Raw genomic sequence first — 16402 nt, 5'->3', positions numbered from 1 at the left:
GATGGCATACATCTCGTTTCTCGCCTCGGGGCTCGAACAATCCTCGCCGATCGTGCTGGCGGCCCTGGCAGCGATGATCACGCTGCGCGCCAACATCCTCAACGTTGCCGTGGAGGGGATGATGCTGGTGGCCGCGTTCACCGCCATTGCCGTCGGCAACGCATCCGGAAGTGCTGCACTTGCGCTTTTGTGCGCGCTGGTTGCGTCGATCCTGATGTCGCAGCTTCTGGCGCTGATGACCTTGCGGTTTTCCGCGGATTTCATCGTTGCCGGTCTCGGCATCAACCTTCTGGCCGCCGGTGGCAGTCTGTTTGCGCTGGAATGGTTCTACAGAAGCCCGGGTGGCTTGCGTCCGATCACCTTCCCCGATCTCTGGCACATTCCGGCCGGTGCGCTTGCCCTCGTGCCGCTGCTCGGTCCGGCGCTGGAGGGGCAGAGCGTCATCGTTGTCCTGGCGTTCCTGGCTGTGCCGGCCTGTTTTGTCTTCCTCTACAAGACGCCGATCGGCTCCTATTTGCGCGCCGCGGGCGAAGACGAGCATGCGGCGCGCTCCGCCGGTATCGATGTTGCGCGCATGAAGGCGCTGGCGCTTGCCATCAGCGGCCTCCTGGCAGGTCTCGCCGGCGCGCAGATCTCGATGGACAAGCTGCACTTCTTCCTCCCGGAGATGACCAGCGGCCGTGGTTTCATCGGCCTTGCCGCGACGCTGTTCAGTGGCGGCTTGCCCTGGACAACGGCTGCAGCGGCGGTGCTGTTCGGCTTCTTCGGAGCGTTGGGCGACCGCCTTCAGGCGCTCGCCATCCCCTCGCAGTTCGTCCTGATGTTGCCTTATCTCGCGGCCATTCTCGGGCTGACATTCGCGCGCTGGCGGCTTCACCTGCGCAACCGGCCGGCCAGGATTCTCGAACCAGCGCCGGCGAGCGGGTCATCCGATCCGCAACGTTCAAACCTTTGACCACCATGACGCAAGGCGGCCAACCCATGCAGCAAGAAGATGATTTCGTGTTTCATTTCGGCGGCCATGCGCCCCGCAGGACCGTACGTGCCGGGGAGGTCTTCACCGTTTTCACCGAGGACTGCTTTTCCGGCAGGCTGACCGATGTCAATGGCCGGCCGCGTGAGGTTGCGCCGTACCCGAAGGTCAATCCGCTGACCGGGCCGATTGCCGTCGACGGCGTTGTCGCCGGAGACATTCTCGCCATCCGCCTGATCGCGCTGGAGCCCGCCCGCGACTGGGGCGTCGCGACGATCTCGCCCGATTTCGGCCTGCTCTCGGGCACGCGCGTCAATCCGAACCTCCAGCAGCCGCAGGACGAGCGCGTCTGGATCTGGACCTTGGACGCCGATCGGGCCTCGCTTGTGACGCCGACGCGTTCCGGGGCGCGGCTGCAAGTTCCTTTCCGGCCATTTCATGGCACTCTGGGGGTGGCGCCGGCGCATGGCGAAGTCCGCCTCGGCGTCGTCCCGGGTGACTTCGGCGGCAATCTAGACATTCCGGATCTCGGCCCCGGCGCCACGCTCTACATCAGGGCCAATGTCGATGGCGGGCATGTCTATATCGGCGACGGACACTATGCGCAGGGCGACGGCGAGATCGCGGGCACCGCGATCGAAGGCGCCTTCAACACGACATTGTCGATCGACCGGCTTGCGCCCGAAGACGGGTTCGATTGGCCGAGGCTGGAAACCGAGAGCCACATCGGCGTCATCGGCTGCGCACGGCCCGTCGACGACGCCGTCCGGATCGCCGCGTCGGGCCTTGTCCGGTGGGTCGCGCGGCGGGCAAAACTGGATCTGATGGACGCGCACCAGCTTGTCAGCCAATGCTGCAAATTGCGCATCGGAAACCTGGTCAATCCGTCGTTCAGCGTCCTTTGCTCGATTCCAAGGAGCGCTTTGCCCTGAGTCCAGTTCAGGGCGTCCCAGTGGCGCGGCATATTCAGACGACGGTATAAGGGATCGACGTCGCGCGAGAATCTCGGCCTGATAGCGACCATCGGTTCTTCGCATAGAACGTCGCTTGAAGGGAGCACCCAATGTCGACTGAGACGAACACTCGCATCGTGCTGGCGGCACGACCGCAAGGCCGGCCAAAGCCAGGCGACTTCCGCATCGAGTCCGTCGGGATCGCCGAGCCGGGCGAGGGCGAATTGCTGCTCCAGATCCTCTATCTGTCGCTTGATCCCTATATGCGCGGCCGCATGAACGCCGCCAGATCCTATGCCAAGCCGGTCGAGATCGACGGCGTGATGGAAGGCGGCACCGTCGCGCGTGTCGTCAGATCCCGCCATGCCGATTTCGCTGAAGGCGATATCGTGCTGTCCCACTCGGGATGGCAGAGCTTTGCCCTGTCCGACGGTGTCGGGTTGCGCAAGCTCGATCCCGCGGCCGCGCTGGTTACGACCGCGCTTGGCGTGCTCGGCATGCCGGGCTTCACCGCCTATGCCGGCCTGCTGACGATCGGACAGCCAAAGGCTGGCGAGACGGTGGTCGTGGCAGCGGCCAGCGGCGCGGTGGGCTCGGCCGTCGGCCAGATCGCTCGCATCAAGGGCGCGCGCGCCGTTGGCATCGCAGGCGGTGCAGACAAATGCGCCTTCGTGCGGCAGGAGCTCGGCTTCGACGCGGTCGTCGATCACCGGGCCGACGATTTCGCCGAGCAGTTAAAGGCTGCCTGCCCGGATGGTATCGACGTCTATTTCGAGAATGTCGGCGGTGCTGTCTGGGATGCGGTGTTTCCCCTGCTGAACGAGTTCGCGCGTGTGCCGGTCTGCGGGTTGATCGCGCAATACAACACCATCGCGACTTCCGGCACCGACCGGCTGCCGACGCTGATGCAGCAAGTGCTCCACCGCAGCCTGACGATAAGGGGCTTCATCCAGCGCGAATTTGTCGACCAGCGCCCGGCCTTCTATGGCGAGATGGCCGGGTGGATCGCGTCCGGGCAGGTCCGCTACAGGGAAGATATCGTGGATGGCCTGGAGAATGCGCCACAAGCCTTCCTCGGCCTTCTCGACGGCAAGAACTTCGGCAAGCTCATCGTGCGGGTTGCGCAATAACTGCGTCGCGCAAGCGAGTCAGGTGTCATGAGGCGGCTTCTACGGCGGCCTCCTTTGACAAAATGTCGTACCAATTCTGCAGCGAATCCGGGTAATCGATGCTCACTTGGAAGGCATATTGAGCATGGGGAAGGTCGGCTGAAGGGCGTTTTTCCAATGCGACGGACATTTCCTCCGTTGTAGCGGAGGAAAGCGACGGGCGGCCTGGAATTGATGTTGTCGAAGCGCGATTTCGCGGCGTAGAGCTCCGCCATCGACGGCCTGCCGCTGCGGGACGTCTCTCAACCAGACGGAGCAGATCATGAATCCCGCAATGCAGATGCAGCCGATGCCGATGATGAACAACATGATGCCGATGAACCCGATGATGGGTGGAATGATGCCGATGATGGGCGGCATGCCGATGAACCCGATGATGATGGGCGCAATGCCGATGCAGGGCATGATGCCTGCGATGATGTGCATGATGACCTGCAAGATGACCGCCACCGGCATGGTCTGCGAAATGACCCCGATGAGCGACGCCTCGAAGGACATGTTCATGGAATGCTGCAAGCGCATGATGGCCATGAACGGCGCCGGCATGCCGATGATGATGATGTGCGGCGGCATGATGATGATGGGCTCGATGGCCTGAGCGCTGCCGCTTTGTTTTTTAGAGGGGGTCGGCTAGCCGGCCCCTTTTTTCGTTCAGCCGACAGCCTCTACATAAGTCATGACGAGATAGGCGATGGCCTCGCTGTCGCCGGGGTTCCTGTAGCTGTGCGGCACATCGGCTTCGAACAGGATGGCGTCTCCTTCGGAAAGCAGATGGGCGGCTTCCTGGCCCGCCTGGATTTCGAGCTGGCCTTTCGCCAGGATGATGTTCTCGATCGTGCCCGCAGCATGCGCCTCGGCGTTTTCGGTGTGTCCGGCCGCAAAGCGCAACTCGTAGAACTCGACCTTCCGTTCCGCGTCGAAAGGAAACAAGGCCCGCGATGTGAACTTGCCGTCGACCGACGTCAGGATTTTCGCATGCTGGCGGCGCAGGACCAGGGTTCCTTGCACCTTTTGACTGTCGAGCAATGTTGCGAAGGGAACGCCCAAAGCCGTCGTGATCTTCCACAGCAGGCTGATGCTGGGAGCGCTTCTGCCGGTCTCGATCTGGCCCAGCATGGCGCGGCTGACGCCCGACAGTTTCGCCAACCGTTCAAGCGAATGGCCTTGTCGTGTTCTCAGCCTGCGCAGGTTGCGTCCAAGAATCTGCGGCAGTTCGCTGGCGACGTCCCCGCTGTCGGCAAGTTCGATGACATTCGAGAAGGCGTCCGCCACGGCGATGTCAATTCAGCGTCGACGGTGCACCGACCCAATAGACCGGCATGAACCAGACCGGCACCCAGGCGACTGGAGCCACGCTGGGCATCATGAAGGGTGCCTCCGGCGGACGCGTCGAATGCTGTGCGTTGCGGGCATGCCGGAAGGCATCCAGACTGACGACATTGGCGGCTTGCGCGGACATTATGTGCTTCCTGCATGGTCGCGGGATAATGTCTGATATTAGCCGCTGGCCGGTTGGCCGGCGGGGTGCTGCATTCCATTTTTGGGCTGCCAGGGAAAATACGAATGCCGCATGAGGCAGGCAGGCGAGCATAGCAATGCGGCCCAGGTCGCCCGTGCCGTCGGCCGCACCACCCGTAGTCGCGAACTGGCAGATCAGTCGGGCTGACGGTCCGCCGCCGGACGGCGCCCGTCGATCCACAGCGCAAGCAATGTGCAGGCAGCGCCCGACAGCAGATAGGCGCCGGCGGCGATGAGGCCGAAATTGCCGGCCAGGAGCAGGGCGGCGAGTGGCGCGAAGCCGGCACCGAACATCCAGGCCAGATCCGAGGTGATCGCTGAGCCGGTATAGCGATGCTGGCGGGAAAAGCTCGAGGCGACGACGCCCGATGATTGCCCGAAGCTCAGCCCCAGCAGGATGAAGCCCAGCACCATGAACAGTGCCTCGCCGACGGTGCCGCCATCCAGAAGCTGCGGAGCAAAGCCGCTGAACGTGGCGATGGCGATCGCCGAACCGCCGAGCAGCGCACGGCGCCCGACGCGATCGGCCAGTGGCCCCGATGCGACGATGGCCGCAATGCCGAACAGCGCGCTCACTGCCTCGATCGCCAGGAAGCGTGCCGGCCCCTCATTGGTGAACAGAAACACCCAGGAGAGCGGAAACACCGTCACCATATGGAACAGGGCAAAACTCGCCAGTGGTGCGAAGGCGCCGACGACGACGTTGTGGCCCTCGGCCCGGATCGTGTCCCTGATGCGCGTCGGCTGCAGGTCTCCGCTCTCGTACAATTTCGAGAATTCGGGCGTGACGACAATGCGCAGCCTGGCGAACAGCGCCACGACGTTGATCGCGAAGGCGACGAAGAAGGGATAGCGCCAGCCCCAGGCAAGGAAGTCGTCGGCCGACAGATTGGCGACGAAGAAGGCAAAGAGTGCGCTGGCCACGATGAGGCCGATCGGCGCGCCCAATTGCGGGATCATGGCATAGAAGCCGCGCCGATTCTCAGGTGCATTCAGCGCCAGCAGCGAGGGCAGTCCGTCCCATGTTCCGCCGAGCGCCAGCCCCTGTCCGATGCGGGCAAGCGCCAAAAGCCAGATCGCGACCGCACCGATGTCGCCATAGGCCGGCAGAAACGCGATGGCGACGGTCGACGTGCCGAGCAGGAACAGCGCGATCGTCAGTTTCGCGCCGCGGCCATAGGCGCGATCGACGGCCATGAACAGCACGGAGCCGAAAGGGCGCGCGACGAAGGCCAGCGCGAAGATGGAGAACGAATAGAGTGTTCCGACGAGCGGATCGTGCGTCGGAAATATGAGCTTGGGGAACACGATGACGGACGCGATCGCATAGACGAAGAAGTCGAAGAATTCCGACGTCCTGCCGACGATCACGCCGACCGCGATATCGCCGGCGCTGACCTGGCCATGATGCGAGCCGATCAGCTCGCTGTTCGTTTCGGCAGTCGAAGTCTGTGCCATCTTATCCGTCGCCACCGCGTGGAATGAAGTGTCCGGGACCCAATTCTGGGGATTCCCCAAAGGTTCCATTGTGCACTGCACACTGCGCCAAAGCCATGCCAGCTGGGCATTGGACAAATTGTCCAATGTTACCGCAGCGCCGCGAGCAGTAGCCCTTGGATCGATACCGCACTGCAACATTAACGGTTGCCGCGGTCCATCGAGGGCAGCGTTTGATGAAACGATTTGGAGCCTTGCTTCTGTTTCCCCTGGCCGGGCTGCTCAGCGGCTGCGATCTGGTCGTGCTCGCGCCCGCCGGCGATGTCGCGGCCCAGCAGCGCGACCTGCTCGTGGTCTCGACCCTTCTGATGCTGATCATCATCGTGCCGGTCATGGCGTTGACCGTCTTCTTCGCCTGGCGCTACCGGCAATCCAATGCCTCGGCGACCTATGCGCCGGACTGGGATCATTCGACCAAACTGGAACTGGTGATCTGGGCGGCCCCTTTGCTCATCATCATCTGCCTTGGCGCCTTGACCTGGCTTGGCACGCATCTGCTCGACCCCTATCGCCGGATCGACCGGATCGAGCCCGGCCAGCCGGTCACGGAGCTGCACAAGCCGCTGCGGGTCGAGGTCGTGGCGCTCGACTGGAAATGGCTCTTCATCTATCCGGACTACGGCATCGCCTCCGTCAACGAACTGGCGGCGCCGGTGAACCAGCCGATCGACTTCCGCATCACCTCGTCGGCGGTGATGAATTCCTTCTACATTCCAGCTCTTGCCGGGCAGATCTATGCCATGCCTGCGATGGAGACGAAGCTGCACGCCGTCATCAATCGCCCGGGCACCTATAGCGGCTTCTCGGCCAATTACAGCGGCGCCGGCTTCTCCGGGATGCGCTTCGCCTTCCACGGCCTGTCCGACCAGGCTTTCGAGCAATGGGTGGCGCAGACCAGGACCGCGTCTGCGGCGCTCGACCGCGACAGCTATCTCGAGCTTGAAAAGCCGAGCGAGAACGAGCCGGTCCGCCACTATGCCTCCGTCGATCCCGACCTCTATGGCGCCATCCTCAATCTGTGCGTCGAGCGCGGCAAGATGTGCATGAACGAGATGATGTCGATCGACGCCAAGGGCGGCCTCGGTCTTGCGGGTGTGCGCAACACGCTGCCGCTGCAATACGACAAGCTCGCCCGGCGCGGCGCGGTGTTCGGCAACGAACCGTCCTATGTCGCCAGCATCTGCACAGCGGAGGAGGCGGCCGCGGCGACGCGCGCGGCCAGCGATGCCACGCCGACGGATTGGCCGGCCAGGAATCTTTCCCCGCTGCGCGGGGCGGGGCTGCTGAGGCCAGGCACCGAGAGCCGTCGCGCCGAGGCGGATACGCCGTCGCTCGGCCTGCTGCGGCGCGAATTGTGAGAGACAGAAGATGCCCGATACGCTGACCAAATTCATCTTCGGCCGTCTCACCTTAGACTCGCTGCCGCTGCACGAGCCGATCGTCGTCGCCACCTTCGCTGCGGTGGCGCTCGGCGGCATCGCCCTTCTTGGCGTCATCACCTATTTCAAGCTCTGGACCTATCTCTGGCGTGAGTGGTTCACCAGCGTTGACCACAAGAAGATCGGCATCATGTACATGGTGCTCGGCCTGGTCATGCTGCTGCGCGGCTTCTCCGACGCCATCATGATGCGCCTGCAGCAGGCCATCGCCTTCAATGGTTCCGAGGGCTACCTCAATTCGCATCACTACGACCAGATCTTCACGGCGCACGGCGTGATCATGATCTTCTTCGTGGCGATGCCCTTCGTCACCGGGCTGATGAACTTCGTCGTGCCGCTGCAGATCGGCGCGCGTGACGTCTCGTTCCCATTCCTCAACAATTTCAGCTTCTGGATGACGGTCGGCGGCGCCATCCTGGTCATGGCATCGCTGTTCGTCGGCGAATTCGCCCGCACCGGCTGGCTCGCCTATCCGCCGCTCTCCGGCATCGGCTACAGTCCCGACGTCGGCGTCGACTATTACATCTGGGCGCTGCAGGTGGCGGGTGTCGGCACAACGCTGTCCGGCATCAACCTGATCTGCACCATCATCAAGATGCGCGCGCCCGGCATGACGATGATGCGCATGCCCGTCTTCACCTGGACGTCGCTTTGCACCAACGTGCTGATCGTGGCGTCCTTCCCGGTGCTGACGGCGGTGCTCTCGCTGCTGGCGCTCGACCGCTATGTCGGCACCAACTTCTTCACCAACGATTTCGGCGGCAACCCGATGATGTATGTGAACCTCATCTGGATATGGGGTCACCCTGAGGTCTACATCCTCATCCTGCCGCTGTTCGGCGTCTTTTCCGAGGTCACCTCGACCTTTTCCGGCAAGCGCCTGTTCGGCTACACCTCGATGGTCTACGCCACGGTGGTCATCACCATCCTGTCGTACCTCGTCTGGCTGCACCACTTCTTCACCATGGGTTCCGGCGCCAGCGTCAATTCCTTCTTCGGCATCACCACGATGATCATCTCGATCCCGACGGGAGCGAAGATCTTCAACTGGCTGTTCACGATGTATCGCGGCCGTATCCGCTTCGAGCTGCCGATGATGTGGACGATGGCCTTCATGCTCACCTTCACCGTCGGCGGCATGACCGGCGTGCTGCTTGCCGTGCCGCCCGCGGATTTCGTGCTGCACAACAGCCTGTTCCTGATCGCGCACTTCCACAACGTCATCATCGGCGGTGTGCTGTTCGGCCTGTTTGCCGGCATTGCCTACTGGTGGCCCAAGGCCTTCGGCTTCAAGCTCGATCCGTTCTGGGGCAAGGTGTCGTTCTGGTGCTGGGTGGTCGGCTTCTGGTTCGCCTTCATGCCGCTCTACATCCTCGGTCTGATGGGCGTGACGCGCCGCATGCGTGTCTTCGACGACCCTTCGCTGCAGATATGGTTCGTCATCGCCGCCTTCGGCGCGGTGCTGATCGCTTGCGGCATCGCCGCCTTCCTGATCCAGATCTTCGTCTCCATCCGCAAGCGCGAGGCTCTGACCGATCCGACCGGCGATCCCTGGGACGGCCGTACGCTCGAATGGTCGACCTCCTCGCCGCCGCCCGCCTACAATTTCGCCTTCACGCCTGTCGTGCGCGACAACGACGCCTGGTGGGACATGAAGAAGGCCGGCTACGTCAGGCCGCTCTCCGGCTTCAAGCCGATCCATATGCCCAACAACACCGGCACCGGCGTCATCCTGGCGGCCTTCAGCGTGGCGCTCGGCTTCGGCCTGATCTGGTACATCTGGTGGCTGGCGGCGCTGAGCTTCGTCTGCCTCATCGCCACCGCGATCGGCCACACTTTCAACTATCACCGCGACTTCCGCATTCCGGCTGTTGAGGTCACGCAGACGGAGGCGGCGAGGACGACGCTCCTCGCCGCCCAGGGCTAGGGTTTGAGCATGGCTTCGATAGCAACCACGGCCGGCACCGAACCGGTCTTCCACCTGGAAGAAGAGCATGCGCACGCCGAAGGCAGCAGCACCATGCTTGGCTTCTGGCTCTATCTGATGAGCGACTGCCTGATCTTCGCCATGCTGTTCGCGGCCTATGGCGTGCTCGGCGGCAACTACGCGGCGGGGCCGGCGCCGAAGGACCTGTTCGACCTCGACCTGGTGGCGGTCAACACCACCATGCTGCTCCTCTCCTCGATCACCTATGGCTTTGCCATGCTGACCATGGACAAGGGTCGGGTCGCTGCGACGCAAGCCTGGCTAGCGGTGACCGGCCTGTTCGGCCTGGCCTTCCTGTCGATCGAACTCTACGAGTTCTCACACATGATCCATGAAGGCGCCACGCCGCAGCGCAGCGCCTTCCTGTCGTCCTTCTTCACCCTGGTCGGCACGCATGGCCTGCATGTCACCTTCGGCATCGTCTGGCTGGTGACGCTGATGACGCAGGTCGCCAGGTTCGGCCTCACCGAGGCCAACCGCCGCCGGCTGATGTGCCTCAGCATGTTCTGGCATTTCCTCGACGTCGTCTGGATCGGCGTCTTCACCTTCGTCTACCTGATGGGGATGTTGCGATGAGCACTCATGATCACGCTGCCGATCACGGCCACGCCCATGGTGGAGCCGCGCACGGATCGTTCAGGGGCTATCTGATCGGCTTCATCTTGTCGGTGATCCTGACCGCCATCCCGTTCTGGCTGGTCATGAGCGGCGCCATCGACAACAAGCAGGTCACGGCCATCGTCATCATGGCCTTCGCGGTGGTGCAGATCGTCGTCCACATGGTCTTCTTCCTGCATATGAACACCGCTTCCGAGGGCGGCTGGTCGATGCTGGCCCTGATCTTCACGCTGATCCTGGTCGTCATCGTGCTGACCGGTTCGCTCTGGGTGATGTACCACCTCAACGCCAACATGATGCCGGGGCTGCACGACATGCGCGAGATGCCATGAGCCCGGCGCCGGGCGCGGAGGGGACCACTGTCAAGGCACGGATCGGGCAGGCCGGCATCAGCTTGCATGCCGCGCCACGAAAGGACGCCGGCAGATCGCCCGCGTCGCGGCTTTTCCTCGCACTGCTCGGGCTCCTCGGCGTGCTGGTGTTTCTCGGGCTTGGCATATGGCAGCTGGAAAGGCGGGTCTGGAAGCTCGACCTGATCGCCCGCGTCGACCAGCGCATCCACGCTCCGGTTGCCGATGCGCCCGGCCGGGAGAACTGGGCCGGCATGACCGCCGCCGGTTACGAGTACAGCCATGTGCGATTGGCGGGTCGATTTCTGGGCGGCGAGAACACGCTGGTGCAGGCGGTGACGGAGCTTGGCGGCGGCTATTGGGTGCTGACGCCGATGCGAACCGACCGTGGCTTTGTCGTGCTGGTCAATCGCGGCTTCATCCCCCTGGAGCGCAAGGCCGAGTTCGAACAAGAGAGGGGCGGCTTCGCTTCGTCGACCGTCGTTGACGGGCTGTTGCGCATGAGCGAGCCCGGCGGCGGCTTCCTGCGCAACAACGATGCCGCGGGCAATCGCTGGTATTCGCGGGACGTCGCGGCAATCGCCACCACGCACGGCCAGACGGACGTCGCCCCCTATTTCGTCGATGCGGAAGCATCCGGCGACTGGCCGCGCGGTGGTTTGACCGTCGTGACTTTCCGCAACAGCCACCTTGTCTATGCTTTGACCTGGTTCACGCTCGCTGCGATGCTCGCCGCAGCCCTGGCCGCGCCGATCATCGGCCGCCGCTGGCGGCGAGGACCAGCAAGATGAGCGCTCCGACACAAACGCTTCGCAACGACAAATCCTTCGCGGTATCCCTTGCCGGCAACGGCGGCACGGTCTCGGATCCCGACGCGGCGAACAGGAAAAACCTGCTCCTGCTCATCCAACTGCGTTGGCTGGCGGTGGCCGGTCAGGTGCTCACCATTCTGACGACGGAATACTGGTTCGACATCCCGCTGCCGCTGGCGGAGATGGCCGGCGTGGTGCTTTTCCTGGTCGGGTTGAACATCTTCAGCCTGCTCGCGTCGCGCGGCCGGCGCCCGATCAGCAACGCGCAGCTGTTTGTCGCGCTCATCTTCGACATGGCGGCGCTGACGACGCAGCTTTACCTGAGCGGCGGTGCCTCGAACCCGTTCGTGTCGCTCTATCTGCTGCAGATCACGCTTGGCGCCGCGCTGCTGACACCCTGGTCCACCTGGATCTTGGTGGCGGCGGCTTCCGCCTGCTTCGTTTTCCTCACCTTCCAGTTCCAGCCGATCGCGATCCCGCATCACGGCGGCAGCGACCTGCTGGCCCTGCATATCAGGGGCATGTTCATATGCTTCGTGCTGGCGGCGGGCCTGATCGTCATCTTCATGACGCGCATCAACCGCAATCTGCGCGAGCGCGACGCCTATCTCGCCGATCTGCGCCAACACTCGGCCGAGGAGGACCACATCGTGCGCATGGGCCTGCTCGCCTCGGGTGCCGCGCATGAACTGGGCACGCCGCTTTCGACCATCTCCGTCATCCTCTCCGACTGGCGCCAGACGCGCAGCGTCACCCGCAACCGCGAGTTGGCCGGGGACGTCTCCGAAATGCAGGCGCAGATCGAGCGCTGCAAAAGCATCGTGTCGGGCATCCTCATGTCTTCGGGGCAGGCGCGGGGCGAAGGCACGATCCGCACCAGCATCCGCCATTTCATCGACGATCTGGTCCAGGAGTGGCGCGGCAGCCGCCAGCCGCTCACTCTGGAGTACAAGAACGATTTCGAACCCGACGAGCAGATCGTCTCCGACACGGCGCTGAAGCAGGTCATCTTCAACGTATTCGACAACGCCCAGGAAGCATCGCCCGACTGGGTCGGCGTCACTGCCGAGCGGCAGGGCGAGACACTGGTGATTGCCGTGCACGACCGCGGGCCGGGTTTTGACGAGGCTATTCTGGCGGCACTCGGCCAGCCCTATATGTCGAGCAAGGGACGGCCGGGCGGTGGCCTTGGCCTGTTCCTCGTCGTCAACGTGGTTCGAAAGCTGGGAGGCGACTTTTCGGCGCGCAACATGGAGCAGGGGGCCTGTGTTACGCTCTCGCTGCCGCTGGCGGCACTGACCGATGGAGATGATCATGAGACCTGATCGATCCCTGTTTATCGTCGAGGACGACGCCACCTTCGCGAAGACGCTGAAACGCTCCTTCGAAAAGCGCGACTACGACGTTGTGGTCTGCCACGGCAGGGAAGAGTTGGCTCGCGCCCTCGAAACAGCGGTTCCGGCATACGCCGTCGTCGATCTTAAGCTTGGCGCCGGCGGCTCCGGGCTGGAATGCGTCAAACTACTCAGCGCCCGCGATGCTTCGATGAGGATCGTCGTGCTGACCGGCTTTGCCAGCATCGCCACGGCGGTCGAGGCGATCAAACTCGGTGCATGTCACTATCTGGCCAAGCCCGCCAACACCGATGACATCGAAGCCGCTTTCGGCCGGGCCGAGGGCGATGTTTCCGTCTCGCTGAGCAGCCGTCCCACGTCGATCAAGAACCTCGAATGGGAACGCATCCACGAAACGCTCGTCGAGACCGGCTTCAACATCTCCGAAACCGCGCGCCGGCTTGGCCTGCACCGGCGCACTTTGGCCCGCAAGCTCGAGAAACGCGTGGTGAGATAGCGGGAGCGCTGCGCCGACCACTGAGCGGGAGTATTCAATGCTTCCCTGCGCGGTCTGGGATACTTATCTGTCCGGACAGGCATCGGAACAGGCAACGGACTTGGCGCAACGATCGGGCAGTGCTGATCTTCCACTTCACGGCGGACGCGTGCCGAAATGGCTGGGCGACCGCATGACGCGTCTTGGCGCCGTCATGTGCGAGGCGATCATCCATCACTATGGCCGCAACGAGCTGCTGCGGCGCCTGGCGCATCCGTTCTGGTTCCAGTCCTTCGGCGCCGTCATGGGCATGGACTGGCACTCGTCTGGCATCACCACCAGCGTCGTTGGCGCCCTGAAACGCGGTCTGACGCCGCTGTCGGGCGAACTCGGCATTCATGTCTGCGGCGGCCGTGGCGCGCATTCGCGAAAAACCCCGCATGAACTGGCCGCCATCGGCGAGCGCATCGGCTTCGACGGAGCGCACCTGGCAACCGTCAGCCGGCTTGTCGCCAAGGTCGACAGCGCCGCCGTTCAGGATGGCTTCGACCTCTATCTGCATGGCTTCATCGTCACCGACGACGGCGACTGGGTGGTGGTGCAGCAAGGCATGAACGGCGACAGCAAGGTGGCACGCCGCTACCATTGGCTGTCTGAGGGTTTGAAGAGTTTCGTCGATCAGCCGCATGCCGCCATCGAGGGTGCCAACCAGGGCGAGATCGTCAACCTGACCGACCGCCGCGCCGAGGCCTCGCGCCAGGGACAGCTGGACTTGCTTCAGGACCTCGGCCCGGACCGCATCCTGCGGGAGTTCGCTGCCCTGGAGCCAGGCGCCGCATTGGCTCCGGAGCAGCCGCTGCTGCCGCATCTGGTCATGCCGGCGCACCACGATGTTCGCGAAAGCGATGTCATAATGCGTCGCCTGCATGGAAACATGGCGGCGGCCGCGGAGCGTGGCCCGGCGGACTTTTCCGAGCTTCTGCTGGTTCCCGGCGTGGGCGCGCGCACCGTGCGCGCATTGGCCCTCGTTGCTGAAGTGGTGCATGGCGCGCCGTGCCGTTTTTCCGATCCCGGCCGTTTCTCACTCGCCCATGGCGGCAAGGACAGGCATCCGTTTCCTGTTCCACTCAAGGTCTATGACGAGACGATCGGCGTGCTGAAGTCCGCCGTGCAGAAGGCCAGGCTTGGCCGCGAAGAGGAAATCGGCGCCTTGAAGCGGCTTGACGACCAGTCGCGACAGGTCGAGCGATATGTGACTGGCCCCAGCCTGAAGGAAATTGTCGCCGGCGAATTCGACCAGTCGCATCTGCTTGGCGGCCGCAGCGTCTTTGGTTGGGAACCGGCGCCGGACAAGGCGCCCGCGGAGCTCAACAAGAAGGCGTGACGGGCTGACCCTGCTTCCGCATCATGCCACGCGACGGTAGCTGTAGCGATCGCGGATGAACTCATTGAAGAAGCGGCCTTTCGAGGCAGCCTTCTTGAAAGCCGCATAGGTTGCCGGGGCAACGTCCGCATAGTCATAGCGATGGCCGCTCGGCACGAACCAGACGGAGAGCGTTCTGGTCGCGGGATCGTATTGGGTGTTTCGGATCGCGGTCGATGGCATGCTGGCACCTGACTGCTCAGCCAGATAAATCCGCCAGCCATGGTCCGGTTCCCTGCCGTTACCCAGCGCACTATCTGTCGCGCACCAAGCGTGGCTCCGTATTGCCTTGTGGTCCGGCCCTCACCATCTAGGCGGGATGTCGCCGCTCAAATCGAAAGTCACCGGCCCCGCTCTGGCATTCCAGCACGATCTCTTTGGCGATGCTGAGGAGTTGCCCGAAGGTTTCGCCTACCAACCCGGATTGATCACGCCGCAGGAAGAAGCAGAGCTCGCCCGGCATCTCGAAGGATTGCCGTTCGAGGCGTTCGATTTCCATGGCCATCTGGCAAACCGGCGCGTCGTCGGGTTTGGCCTGCGCTACGATTATGACCGGCGTGAAGTCGTCGAGGCGGCGCCGATCCCTGATTTCCTGCTGCCTGTGCGCGAGAAGGTCGCGGCCTTTGCGCGCCGGCCAGCCGAGGCCTTCGCGCAGGTGCTGATCAATGAATACCGGCCTGGCGCCGGTATCGGCTGGCATCGCGACAAGCCGCATTTCGAGGACGTCGCCGGCGTTTCGCTGCTGGCGCCTTGCGGCTTTCGGCTGCGGCGAAAGAGCGGCGACAAATGGGAGCGCCGGACCATCATCGTCGAGCCAAGGTCGGCCTATCTCATGACCGGGTCTTCACGGACCGAATGGGAGCACAGCATCCCGCCGCTTGCCGAACACCGCTATTCGATAACCTTGCGGACACTGCGCTCCCAAAACCCCTGAGCATCGTGCCGGCGGTGAAGGCCATGCCGATCGTCACACGTCTACTTCACGCCGATGCCGGCGGTCAGGCCGCCATCGATCTTGTAGTCGGCGCCGGTGCAGAAGCCGGCCTTGGACGAGCACAGGAAAGCGATGAGCTCCGCCACTTCCTCCGGCTCGCCGATGCGGCCAAGCGGATGCGCCGCGCCGAAGCGCCTGTAGGCCTCTTCGACATCGGCATCGCTGCCATTGTCGCCACGCGCGGCCTTTTCGAGGATGGGCGTGCGGATCGAGCCCGGGCTGACCGAATTCACCCTTATGCCTGATGCCGCGTAGTCGAGCGCCAGCGAGCGGGTCAGCGTGTGGATGGCGCCCTTGGTCGTGGCATAAGCGGCGACGTTCTGCTGGCAGGCAAAACCTTGCACCGAAGCGACGTTGACGATGGCGCCGCCGCCGCGCTTGATCATTTCCGGGATGCCGAAATGGGCGGTCAGGTAGATCGAGCCGACATTGACCGTCATCGCCCGGTTCCAGGTTTCCCAATCGGTCGTTGTCGCGGTTCCGTAGGGATGGACCGCTACCGAATTGACGATGACGTCGATGCCGCCGAATTTCGCGACGCCGGCCGCGACCGCATCGCGCACCTGATCGGAAACGGAGACGTCAACCGTTTGCACCAGCGCGTCCGCTCCGGCCTTGGCAAGGCTGTCCTGCATGGCGGCATTGGCGGCCCGGTCGATGCCGCAGGCGATGATCGCAGCTCCCCCCTGCGCCAGCCGTCTTGCGGTGGCGAGCGCGATGCCGGTCGTCCCCGTCACCAATGCCACCTTGCCGTCGAAATCCTTCATCGCGGGAGCTCCTTCATGCGCTATCGAAAAATCTGGTTCTGAGTTTGACACTCATCGTCGTCAAACAATAGG

The 16402-nt window shown here is 63.5% G+C and carries 18 protein-coding genes; 12 read left to right on the top strand and 6 right to left on the bottom strand.

Annotated features, from left to right (window positions below; all coding sequences use genetic code 11):
- Window position 1 precedes the first annotated feature (1 nt).
- The 3 genes from DBIPINDM_RS10395 to DBIPINDM_RS10385 all read left to right on the top strand — a co-directional run bounded on the left by DBIPINDM_RS10395 (window position 2) and on the right by DBIPINDM_RS10385 (window position 3056).
- Entirely contained in the window at window positions 2-955 is a 954-nt protein-coding gene (locus tag DBIPINDM_RS10395; RefSeq protein WP_258585636.1) for an ABC transporter permease, read from the top strand.
- Between the two features lie 26 nt (window positions 956-981).
- The gene (locus DBIPINDM_RS10390) at window positions 982-1905 is read left to right on the top strand and encodes an acetamidase/formamidase family protein (RefSeq protein WP_258585635.1); all 924 of its coding nucleotides are present in this window, start codon (window positions 982-984) and stop codon (window positions 1903-1905) included.
- A gap of 131 nt (window positions 1906-2036) precedes the next feature.
- Window positions 2037-3056 carry an NADP-dependent oxidoreductase gene (locus DBIPINDM_RS10385; RefSeq protein WP_258585634.1) on the top strand — a complete coding sequence of 340 codons (1020 nt, stop codon included), beginning with the start codon at window positions 2037-2039 and terminating at the stop codon, window positions 3054-3056.
- Window positions 3057-3158: 102 nt separating this feature from the next.
- On the opposite strand, the gene DBIPINDM_RS10380 is transcribed toward DBIPINDM_RS10385, so the two are convergent.
- The 4 genes from DBIPINDM_RS10380 to DBIPINDM_RS10365 all read right to left on the bottom strand — a co-directional run bounded on the left by DBIPINDM_RS10380 (window position 3159) and on the right by DBIPINDM_RS10365 (window position 6071).
- Window positions 3159-3668, bottom strand: a complete 510-nt coding sequence (locus DBIPINDM_RS10380) for a hypothetical protein (RefSeq protein WP_258585633.1) — start codon at window positions 3666-3668, stop codon at window positions 3159-3161.
- 78 nt (window positions 3669-3746) lie between these two features.
- Entirely contained in the window at window positions 3747-4367 is a 621-nt protein-coding gene (locus tag DBIPINDM_RS10375) for a helix-turn-helix domain-containing protein (protein WP_258585632.1), read from the bottom strand.
- A 7-nt stretch (window positions 4368-4374) separates the two neighbouring features.
- Window positions 4375-4554 carry a hypothetical protein gene (locus tag DBIPINDM_RS10370; RefSeq protein WP_258585631.1) on the bottom strand — a complete coding sequence of 60 codons (180 nt, stop codon included), beginning with the start codon at window positions 4552-4554 and terminating at the stop codon, window positions 4375-4377.
- 194 nt (window positions 4555-4748) lie between these two features.
- A complete protein-coding gene (locus tag DBIPINDM_RS10365) occupies window positions 4749-6071 on the bottom strand; it encodes an MFS transporter (RefSeq protein WP_258585630.1) in 1323 nt (440 codons plus the stop codon).
- Window positions 6072-6286: 215 nt separating this feature from the next.
- Here DBIPINDM_RS10365 and cyoA point away from each other — a divergent pair, with 215 nt between their 5' ends.
- The 8 genes from cyoA to DBIPINDM_RS10325 all read left to right on the top strand — a co-directional run bounded on the left by cyoA (window position 6287) and on the right by DBIPINDM_RS10325 (window position 14530).
- Complete coding sequence (cyoA, locus tag DBIPINDM_RS10360) at window positions 6287-7468, top strand: ubiquinol oxidase subunit II (protein WP_258585629.1); 1182 nt, start codon at window positions 6287-6289, stop codon at window positions 7466-7468.
- 10 nt (window positions 7469-7478) lie between these two features.
- Window positions 7479-9476, top strand: a complete 1998-nt coding sequence (gene cyoB, locus DBIPINDM_RS10355; protein WP_258585628.1) for a cytochrome o ubiquinol oxidase subunit I — start codon at window positions 7479-7481, stop codon at window positions 9474-9476.
- A 9-nt stretch (window positions 9477-9485) separates the two neighbouring features.
- Complete coding sequence (cyoC, locus tag DBIPINDM_RS10350; protein ID WP_416361748.1) at window positions 9486-10112, top strand: cytochrome o ubiquinol oxidase subunit III; 627 nt, start codon at window positions 9486-9488, stop codon at window positions 10110-10112.
- Complete coding sequence (cyoD, locus tag DBIPINDM_RS10345; RefSeq protein WP_258585626.1) at window positions 10109-10486, top strand: cytochrome o ubiquinol oxidase subunit IV; 378 nt, start codon at window positions 10109-10111, stop codon at window positions 10484-10486. The genes cyoC and cyoD overlap by 4 nt, the downstream gene beginning before the upstream one ends.
- Entirely contained in the window at window positions 10483-11295 is an 813-nt protein-coding gene (locus DBIPINDM_RS10340) for an SURF1 family protein (protein WP_258585625.1), read from the top strand. The genes cyoD and DBIPINDM_RS10340 overlap by 4 nt, the downstream gene beginning before the upstream one ends.
- The gene (locus DBIPINDM_RS10335; RefSeq protein WP_258585624.1) at window positions 11292-12641 is read left to right on the top strand and encodes an ATP-binding protein; all 1350 of its coding nucleotides are present in this window, start codon (window positions 11292-11294) and stop codon (window positions 12639-12641) included. Before DBIPINDM_RS10340 ends, DBIPINDM_RS10335 begins: the two co-directional genes overlap by 4 nt.
- Complete coding sequence (locus DBIPINDM_RS10330) at window positions 12631-13167, top strand: response regulator transcription factor (RefSeq protein WP_258585623.1); 537 nt, start codon at window positions 12631-12633, stop codon at window positions 13165-13167. The genes DBIPINDM_RS10335 and DBIPINDM_RS10330 overlap by 11 nt, the downstream gene beginning before the upstream one ends.
- 100 nt (window positions 13168-13267) lie before the next feature.
- Window positions 13268-14530 (top strand): DUF763 domain-containing protein, encoded by a 1263-nt coding sequence (locus tag DBIPINDM_RS10325; protein WP_258589239.1) that lies wholly within the window; start codon window positions 13268-13270, stop codon window positions 14528-14530.
- Between the two features lie 21 nt (window positions 14531-14551).
- Here the strand turns inward: DBIPINDM_RS10325 and DBIPINDM_RS10320 are convergent, their stop codons facing one another.
- A complete protein-coding gene (locus DBIPINDM_RS10320; protein ID WP_258585622.1) occupies window positions 14552-14752 on the bottom strand; it encodes a KTSC domain-containing protein in 201 nt (66 codons plus the stop codon).
- A 136-nt stretch (window positions 14753-14888) separates the two neighbouring features.
- Here DBIPINDM_RS10320 and DBIPINDM_RS10315 point away from each other — a divergent pair, with 136 nt between their 5' ends.
- Window positions 14889-15503, top strand: coding sequence for an alpha-ketoglutarate-dependent dioxygenase AlkB (locus tag DBIPINDM_RS10315; protein ID WP_258585621.1), 615 nt, complete (start codon window positions 14889-14891; stop codon window positions 15501-15503).
- Window positions 15504-15544: 41 nt separating this feature from the next.
- Here DBIPINDM_RS10315 and DBIPINDM_RS10310 read toward each other — a convergent pair whose 3' ends face one another.
- Window positions 15545-16330, bottom strand: a complete 786-nt coding sequence (locus DBIPINDM_RS10310) for an SDR family NAD(P)-dependent oxidoreductase (RefSeq protein WP_258585620.1) — start codon at window positions 16328-16330, stop codon at window positions 15545-15547.
- Between the last annotated feature and the right edge of the window lie 72 nt (window positions 16331-16402).

Origin of the sequence: Mesorhizobium sp. AR02 (assembly GCF_024746835.1) — a bacterium.
In the GTDB taxonomy this organism is placed as follows: domain Bacteria; phylum Pseudomonadota; class Alphaproteobacteria; order Rhizobiales; family Rhizobiaceae; genus Mesorhizobium.
This window is presented reverse-complemented; position numbering and strand designations above follow the sequence as displayed.

Coding starts and splice junctions, on each gene's coding strand:
- cyoA (WP_258585629.1), top strand. CDS start 6,287: ATGAAACGATTTGGAGCCTTGCTTCTGTTTCCCCTGGCCGGGCTGCTC.
- DBIPINDM_RS10390 (WP_258585635.1), top strand. CDS start 982: ATGCAGCAAGAAGATGATTTCGTGTTTCATTTCGGCGGCCATGCGCCC.
- DBIPINDM_RS10370 (WP_258585631.1), bottom strand. CDS start 4,554: ATGTCCGCGCAAGCCGCCAATGTCGTCAGTCTGGATGCCTTCCGGCAT.
- cyoD (WP_258585626.1), top strand. CDS start 10,109: ATGAGCACTCATGATCACGCTGCCGATCACGGCCACGCCCATGGTGGA.
- DBIPINDM_RS10385 (WP_258585634.1), top strand. CDS start 2,037: ATGTCGACTGAGACGAACACTCGCATCGTGCTGGCGGCACGACCGCAA.
- DBIPINDM_RS10365 (WP_258585630.1), bottom strand. CDS start 6,071: ATGGCACAGACTTCGACTGCCGAAACGAACAGCGAGCTGATCGGCTCG.
- DBIPINDM_RS10315 (WP_258585621.1), top strand. CDS start 14,889: ATGTCGCCGCTCAAATCGAAAGTCACCGGCCCCGCTCTGGCATTCCAG.
- DBIPINDM_RS10380 (WP_258585633.1), bottom strand. CDS start 3,668: ATGCCGCCGCACATCATCATCATCGGCATGCCGGCGCCGTTCATGGCC.
- DBIPINDM_RS10330 (WP_258585623.1), top strand. CDS start 12,631: ATGAGACCTGATCGATCCCTGTTTATCGTCGAGGACGACGCCACCTTC.
- DBIPINDM_RS10395 (WP_258585636.1), top strand. CDS start 2: ATGGCATACATCTCGTTTCTCGCCTCGGGGCTCGAACAATCCTCGCCG.
- DBIPINDM_RS10310 (WP_258585620.1), bottom strand. CDS start 16,330: ATGAAGGATTTCGACGGCAAGGTGGCATTGGTGACGGGGACGACCGGC.
- cyoB (WP_258585628.1), top strand. CDS start 7,479: ATGCCCGATACGCTGACCAAATTCATCTTCGGCCGTCTCACCTTAGAC.
- DBIPINDM_RS10320 (WP_258585622.1), bottom strand. CDS start 14,752: ATGCCATCGACCGCGATCCGAAACACCCAATACGATCCCGCGACCAGA.
- DBIPINDM_RS10340 (WP_258585625.1), top strand. CDS start 10,483: ATGAGCCCGGCGCCGGGCGCGGAGGGGACCACTGTCAAGGCACGGATC.
- cyoC (WP_416361748.1), top strand. CDS start 9,486: ATGGCTTCGATAGCAACCACGGCCGGCACCGAACCGGTCTTCCACCTG.
- DBIPINDM_RS10335 (WP_258585624.1), top strand. CDS start 11,292: ATGAGCGCTCCGACACAAACGCTTCGCAACGACAAATCCTTCGCGGTA.